This window comes from Rhizobium sp. 2YAF20, from assembly GCF_052114685.1.
In the GTDB taxonomy this organism is placed as follows: domain Bacteria; phylum Pseudomonadota; class Alphaproteobacteria; order Rhizobiales; family Rhizobiaceae; genus Rhizobium.
Genome location: NZ_JBFRFF010000088.1, coordinates 1 through 5,749, shown reverse-complemented (window position 1 = coordinate 5,749; position 5,749 = coordinate 1). Strand labels below are relative to the sequence as shown.

At 57.1% G+C, this 5,749-nt stretch carries 5 protein-coding genes and 1 pseudogene; 3 read left to right on the top strand and 3 right to left on the bottom strand.

The features are described from left to right. Positions 1-224 (top strand): DDE-type integrase/transposase/recombinase (locus AB4Z52_RS35615; protein ID WP_442222523.1); only part of this gene is annotated, 224 nt, incomplete at its 5' end. A gap of 57 nt (positions 225-281) precedes the next feature. Further along, positions 282-497: pseudogene (locus tag AB4Z52_RS35610) on the top strand (IS5/IS1182 family transposase); the annotation flags it as partial. A 352-nt stretch (positions 498-849) separates the two neighbouring features. Here AB4Z52_RS35610 and AB4Z52_RS35605 read toward each other — a convergent pair. From AB4Z52_RS35605 to AB4Z52_RS35595, 3 genes are all read right to left on the bottom strand, one after another. Beyond that, positions 850-3,015: a mechanosensitive ion channel family protein gene (locus AB4Z52_RS35605; protein ID WP_442222522.1), complete on the bottom strand. Its 2,166-nt coding sequence runs from the start codon at positions 3,013-3,015 to the stop codon at positions 850-852. A gap of 537 nt (positions 3,016-3,552) precedes the next feature. Next, positions 3,553-4,578: an IS110 family transposase gene (locus tag AB4Z52_RS35600; RefSeq protein ID WP_442222521.1), complete on the bottom strand. Its 1,026-nt coding sequence runs from the start codon at positions 4,576-4,578 to the stop codon at positions 3,553-3,555. Positions 4,579-4,700: 122 nt separating this feature from the next. After that, positions 4,701-5,045: a hypothetical protein gene (locus tag AB4Z52_RS35595; protein ID WP_442222520.1), complete on the bottom strand. Its 345-nt coding sequence runs from the start codon at positions 5,043-5,045 to the stop codon at positions 4,701-4,703. Here AB4Z52_RS35595 and AB4Z52_RS35590 point away from each other — a divergent pair. Further along, positions 4,980-5,696, top strand: a complete 717-nt coding sequence (locus AB4Z52_RS35590; protein WP_442222519.1) for an IS6 family transposase — start codon at positions 4,980-4,982, stop codon at positions 5,694-5,696. The two genes, AB4Z52_RS35595 and AB4Z52_RS35590, sit on opposite strands and share 66 nt — an antisense overlap. Positions 5,697-5,749: the final 53 nt, after the last annotated feature.

The following is a 5,749-nucleotide window of genomic DNA, read 5'->3' as shown; positions in this document are numbered from 1 at the left end:
ATAAAGGCTTGAATAATCGGGCGGAGAATTCCCACCAGCCAGTCCGGCGACGGGAACGGATCATGAAGCGCTTCAAGTCACAGCGCCATTTGCAACGCTTCGTTTCCATCCACGATCCGATTGCCAATCTGTTTCAAATCCCCCGCCACGMYGTCTCCTCCAGCCATCATCRCGAACTGCGTTCAGAGGCGATGAGCCTGTGGACGAAAATCGCTCGGGCATGAACCGCCRTAGTGCAAGCGGCCACGACTGCCTCACGCCCATTAAGTTTACGATGCCCGGACGGGCGGTTGAAGTGGCAAACTGCCACCGGCTACGGCAAGCGATCCTTGGTCGAGGCCGCGATCGGCCGCTATAAGTCGATCATCGGACACCGGCTGCGAGCACGCTCATTCGCCGCGCAACAGACGGAAGTTGCCATCGGCTGGGCCGTCCTCAACCGATTGCTGGCATGTGCACGCCCGAAGTCCGTCCGGTCCAAGATAACAACGGCATAGTCACAACATCAAAGAATAGAATCCATTCACGCCGGGAGCGATGCACCAAAGCCGTGCAGATGGCTCGCAGTCGTTGATATGTAACCGAATCTTCGAAGGCCCCGTTGAACACATACTTCAACATGTCCGTCAACGGCGCGCGGGGCAACAGCGTCCGCGTCCCCAAAAGTCAGAAGCGCCGAGCCGTCGATTCAGCTACGCCCACGGGACGGCTGCGGGCCGTCCCGCAAGTCGTCAACCACAGAAGGCGACGCTACCGTGCTATCGCCAATGTTGGCCGCAGCCACTATATCGCAATGGTAGACCGACGGTATAAACTCACCCGTGAGGGACCCCTTCGTCCGCCCAGCGCCTATTGCTCTGTCTCCAACGGGCTATTCGCCGCTTTCCGCGCCTCGATGCGATTTTGCGTCAGCTGCGCCGCCGCAGCTGTGTTCGCCTCAGCGGTGCCACCTGCGACTTGAACGGTCGGAGTTCCGAAATGGATGCCTTTTTCGGCGAATGTTCTGTTCAACATTGAAAGAGCCTTCCTGCGAATGGCGGACTGCTCCCCAGGTCTTGCCATGAACTTCAGCCGAATTTCGATACCGTAATCCGCCATCTGTTCGATGCCCTGCATTTTGAGCGGTTCGAGAATGTTGGGTCCAAATTCCGGGTCCTCCGCAAGCTCCGCACCGATGCGCTTTATGGTCTTGCGGACCTCCTCCAGGTCGCTGTCATAGCTGAGCGTCAGGGAAAATTTCTCGATCACCCAATCACGGCTAAGATTTTGTACGGCGCCCAACTCTCCAAAAGGGACAACAGTAATCGGGCCGCGATGGTGCCGCAGGCGGATGGACCTCAGCGAAAAGCCCTCAACGGTGCCCTTATACTTTGCCGACTGGATGTATTCGCCAATGCGAAAGGCATCGTCGAACAGATAGAACACGCCGGAGATGATGTCCTTTACCAGCGTCTGTGCGCCGAAGCCGACGGCGATGCCGACAACGCCGGCGCCAGCCAGCAGTGGGCCGATCTGAATGCCGACGGCATCGAGGATCATGAGCAGCCCGACAGCACCGATCACCACGAAGAGAACGTTACGTAGAATGGGCAGCAGGGTGTTTAGCCGCTGGCGTCGCCTGGCATCTGGTCCATCGTCATGAGTGCCATGCATATCGCTTCGCGACACAGTCGCCATCTGGCTATCGATCAAGGTGCTAACAAGCTTCCAAATGACGTCTGTCACAAGCAGCACAATAACGATGCGGATTGCAGCGCGGACAAGACGCGTGATCACCGTCTCGCCAGCGGCAAGGTCGCTAAGGTTCACATGCCAGGAACTGGCCACCAGAAGCGCGGCCACGACGATCAGCCCATTGCGGAGCGTTTGCATGATCACGACCGACCAACCGACAATAGAAGGGTCTGTCGCTATAGTGTCGTCGTCAAACTGCGTGATACGGCGAATGATGTCCTGGACCATCGACACGACGAGGGGCAGCATTGTGATGATAATGACGCTCCAGAAAGCTGCATGAAGGCCTGCAACCCATAACAACCATGCCATCACTGTACTGACCGTGAGTCCGACGCCCACCAGGCGGCTCAATTGCGGTCCATCGGCGCGAAACTGCCGCAGCCAGATCATGGTGATCAATGCGATTGAGACTATACCGAGCCATGCCGCCATGAACAGGTCGATCACGATGGGTGAAGCACCGATCGTCTGCATAACGGCAACGGCTGCCCGTCCCAACGCCAGCAGTGCGACAATTCCGACAAGCCAATAATACCAGAACCACGCCAGTGGCGTGCCAAGGGTCAAGAGGCGCATGTGTGGGAGCCTGGCACCCGGTGCGATAACGACCCGGCCCACAAGTACCGCCAACCTGATCATCACGATCGCGGATAATAAGATGAGCGCGATGTCACGAAAGATAACGGGCCAGGGAAAAAGAATAAAGGCACCCAGACTGCCGATCAGATAGCCCGTTAGCCCAAGCAACCCCATGGACAGGCGGCAGGCATGGAGTTTGATCCTCTGCCGGACGGTTCCGGCGGGCGCGGTCAAGATGAAATTCAAGAGGCCGCGGCCGGACCACCAGGCGATGCGCTGAACGATAAAGCCGCCGGCGACAAAGAGAATGACCGCCAGAAGCAATCCAACCGGGTCGAGCGCATCGTTGGTCTGAAAGATACTCATCTCCGCGCGAAGTTGCGAGGGAAGCGTTGGGACGGCGCTCGCCAGCGTGAGCAAGCGGCTGCGCAGGTCTTGCAGGGCTGACCCGACAGTGGAAGGTGCAATACTCTGCTCTGGCGGCGGCACCGTCGCTGGCGGTGTTTGCGAGACCTGCGGCGTTATTTTGCTGACAATCGCGCGGCCTGCATCATCGTTCGGCAGCTCAATAATGACGCGAATGGGGGCAGAGGATGGGGGCGGTTCGGCGGCTAACGCGGGTTGCCCAATCAGAAGACTGATCGCAAGCAGGAGAAACTGCATTTTCGAAATGCCGCTATGGTCGTCTGCGATACCCATGGTCATAATTTCCCCGGCGGCTGATGTCGTCGCTCGCTTTGAACGGTCGGTGGTTTCACCGCTGCCAGCCGTAGCACATCCGGCCGTCCCGCGCGCAATATGGAGAAGCTAACCCAAGTGCATTATGCCTGCTTTGCAGGATAGGGGATCACCTGTCTTCGTGCAAATGCGCCATAAACACCTCGGTCGGCGTCTTGTATCCGAGGCAAAGCGCGTCCCATAGCTTCGGTCGCTCGACCAAGCGAAAATGCTTTCGCCGGACGTGTGTGGACGCTCCCTCGAATGCAAGCAAAATCTTCACTCAGTCTTGAACGGTGGTCGAGTGCTGACGTGTGTCCGGCCTCTAGTTGCGACCTTAATACGTCGCGGGCCCATGTGGGAGTTCGCAGATCAGGTCCAATACGCTCACGCGCACTCGAGGTGTCGTCCGGCAGAACTGGTTTTCCTAATCCCGTCTCTTGACCGTTTGTCCATATCCTTGTTCGACCTGCCTACACTCGCAATGGCGGTTAGAAATCCTCCCCGCCAGAGCTGATCTTATGCTGCTAGCCGTTTCTCTCCATAGCGCCCCCCGTTTGTCATAAGCGCCCAAGCTATCCGCCCCATCCGATTGGCGAGTGCAACGGTGATCAGCATCGGCGGCTTTTTGCCGATCATACGCGATAGCCAAGATCCTTCTACCGCTCCACGCCTTGACTCCCAGCGAACAACCGCTGATGCCCCAATTATCAACAATCGTCGAAGGTCACGCTGCCCCATCTTCGAGGTCTTGCCCAGCCGGGCTTTGCCCCCGGAAGAGTGCTGCCGCGGCGTCAAACCCATCCACGCGGAGAAATCTCGACCTCGTGTAAACGTCTCTGCAGGCGGCGCTAAAGCTTCGAGCGCCGTTGCGATGACAGGCCCAATTCCCGGAATGCTCATGAGCCGCTTGGCAACGTCATCCTGCCGCGCCCTCCGACCAATTTCCAGATCAAGTTCCCGAACCTTATCAACGAGTGCCCGCAATGTTAAAACCAATGCCAAACAAGGCGCGCGTGCCGCCTCCGTCAGACTCGATCCATCGTCTTCAACGTGACTGATCAGAATACCGACATGCGAGGGGCCTTGTGGAACGGTAATTCCGAACTCGGCCATCAGACCACGCAGAGCATTGATGATTTGGGTCTTTTGTCGCACGAGAAGGTCACGTACCTTGAGTACTGTCGCTGCAGCCTGCTTCTCCTCGCTTTTGACTGCCACGAAACGCATCGTTGGTCGCATAGCCGCCTCACAGATGGCTTCCGCATCGGCCGCATCGTTCTTCTGACGTTTTACGAACGGCTTGACGTAAATTGGCGCGGCCAACTTCACTCGATGCCCGAGCTTGTTAACCTCACGCCCCCAATGGTGGCTCCCGGCACGCGCTTCCATCGCTACAGTACAAGGTTCAATACCCGCTAGGAAGGCGAGCAACTTCTTGCTCGAAATCTTCCGCCGAAAAAGCACCGAGCCATCTACGCCGGCCGCATGAACTTGAATTATGCTCTTGGCCAAATCCAGGCCGATTATGCTAACCTTTTCCATGGACGCTCTCTCTTGTAATGGTTCCAACACAACCATTCTGGCACAAAGATGCCCTTGAGTGGGAGCGTCCACCCCATCGCTCACCTTGTGAGGAACCTGCGTTTATTCTCGTGCGAACTGCACTAAGCGATGCAGACCGGCTCACGTCGAGCAACGTGATCATGGGGAACTGGATTGTCTCTCAAGTATTGATGGCGGACGTCTATCGAAGCGGAGTCGACGATGCCTTTGCTTGCCAAGATTCGCTCAAGCGCTTTGAACCATTGACGATAGTACTCTGTGCCTTCATCAGGTCTCTCGTTGTCATCGTCATGATCGTGGCTATGGATTTCATGGACATGATCCGTCTCTGACTCATGCTCCGCAATAACCTGCGAAAAGCAGTCCAGGGATCTGGCGGCATGACCAGATTTACCCGTGATCCTCTTTATCGTCGCCACCGATTTCCAGCGGAGATAATTGCCCATGCCGTTTGGCTGTATTTCCGCTTTCCGCTCAGCCTGCGGATGGTCGAGGATTTGCTGGCAGCTCGTGGCGTCATCGTCTCTCACCAGACTGTTCGGCTCTGGGCTGAGAAATTCGGCAGACACTTTGCCAATGATATTCGGAAGCGATCAGCTGGCAGGCTGGGTGACAAATGGCACCTTGATGAGGTTGTCATCACCATCGGTGGAAAGAAACACTGGCTTTGGCGCGCCGTTGATCAGGACGGCTTTGTTCTCGACGTGTTGGTGCAAAGCCGCCGCAATGCCAAGGCGGCAAAGCGCTTGATGCGAAAGCTTCTGAAAGGCCAAGGCCGTTCGCCGCGTGTGATGATCACYGACAAGCTTCGATCCTACGGTGCGGCGAAGCGGGAGATCGTGCCAGGCGTCGAGCATCGCTCGCACAAGGGCCTGAACAATCGGGCGGAGAATTCTCATCAACCCGTCCGACGACGGGAGCGGATCATGAAGCGCTTCAAATCAGCGCGACAGCTTCAGCGTTTCGTTTCCATCCACGACCCGATCGCCAACCTCTTTAACGTTCCCCGCCACGATATTCCATCCGCCCACCATCGCCAACTGCGAGCAGCAGCCTTGGATACTTGGCGAGACGTCGCCCGCCTTCAAGCTGCCTGATCGCAGCAAATGTCGCACTTCTTTGGCCTTGGCACGTTAAGATTACGATGGCC

Coding starts and splice junctions, on each gene's coding strand:
- AB4Z52_RS35605 (WP_442222522.1), bottom strand. CDS start 3,015: ATGGGTATCGCAGACGACCATAGCGGCATTTCGAAAATGCAGTTTCTC.
- AB4Z52_RS35595 (WP_442222520.1), bottom strand. CDS start 5,045: ATGGGCAATTATCTCCGCTGGAAATCGGTGGCGACGATAAAGAGGATC.
- AB4Z52_RS35600 (WP_442222521.1), bottom strand. CDS start 4,578: ATGGAAAAGGTTAGCATAATCGGCCTGGATTTGGCCAAGAGCATAATT.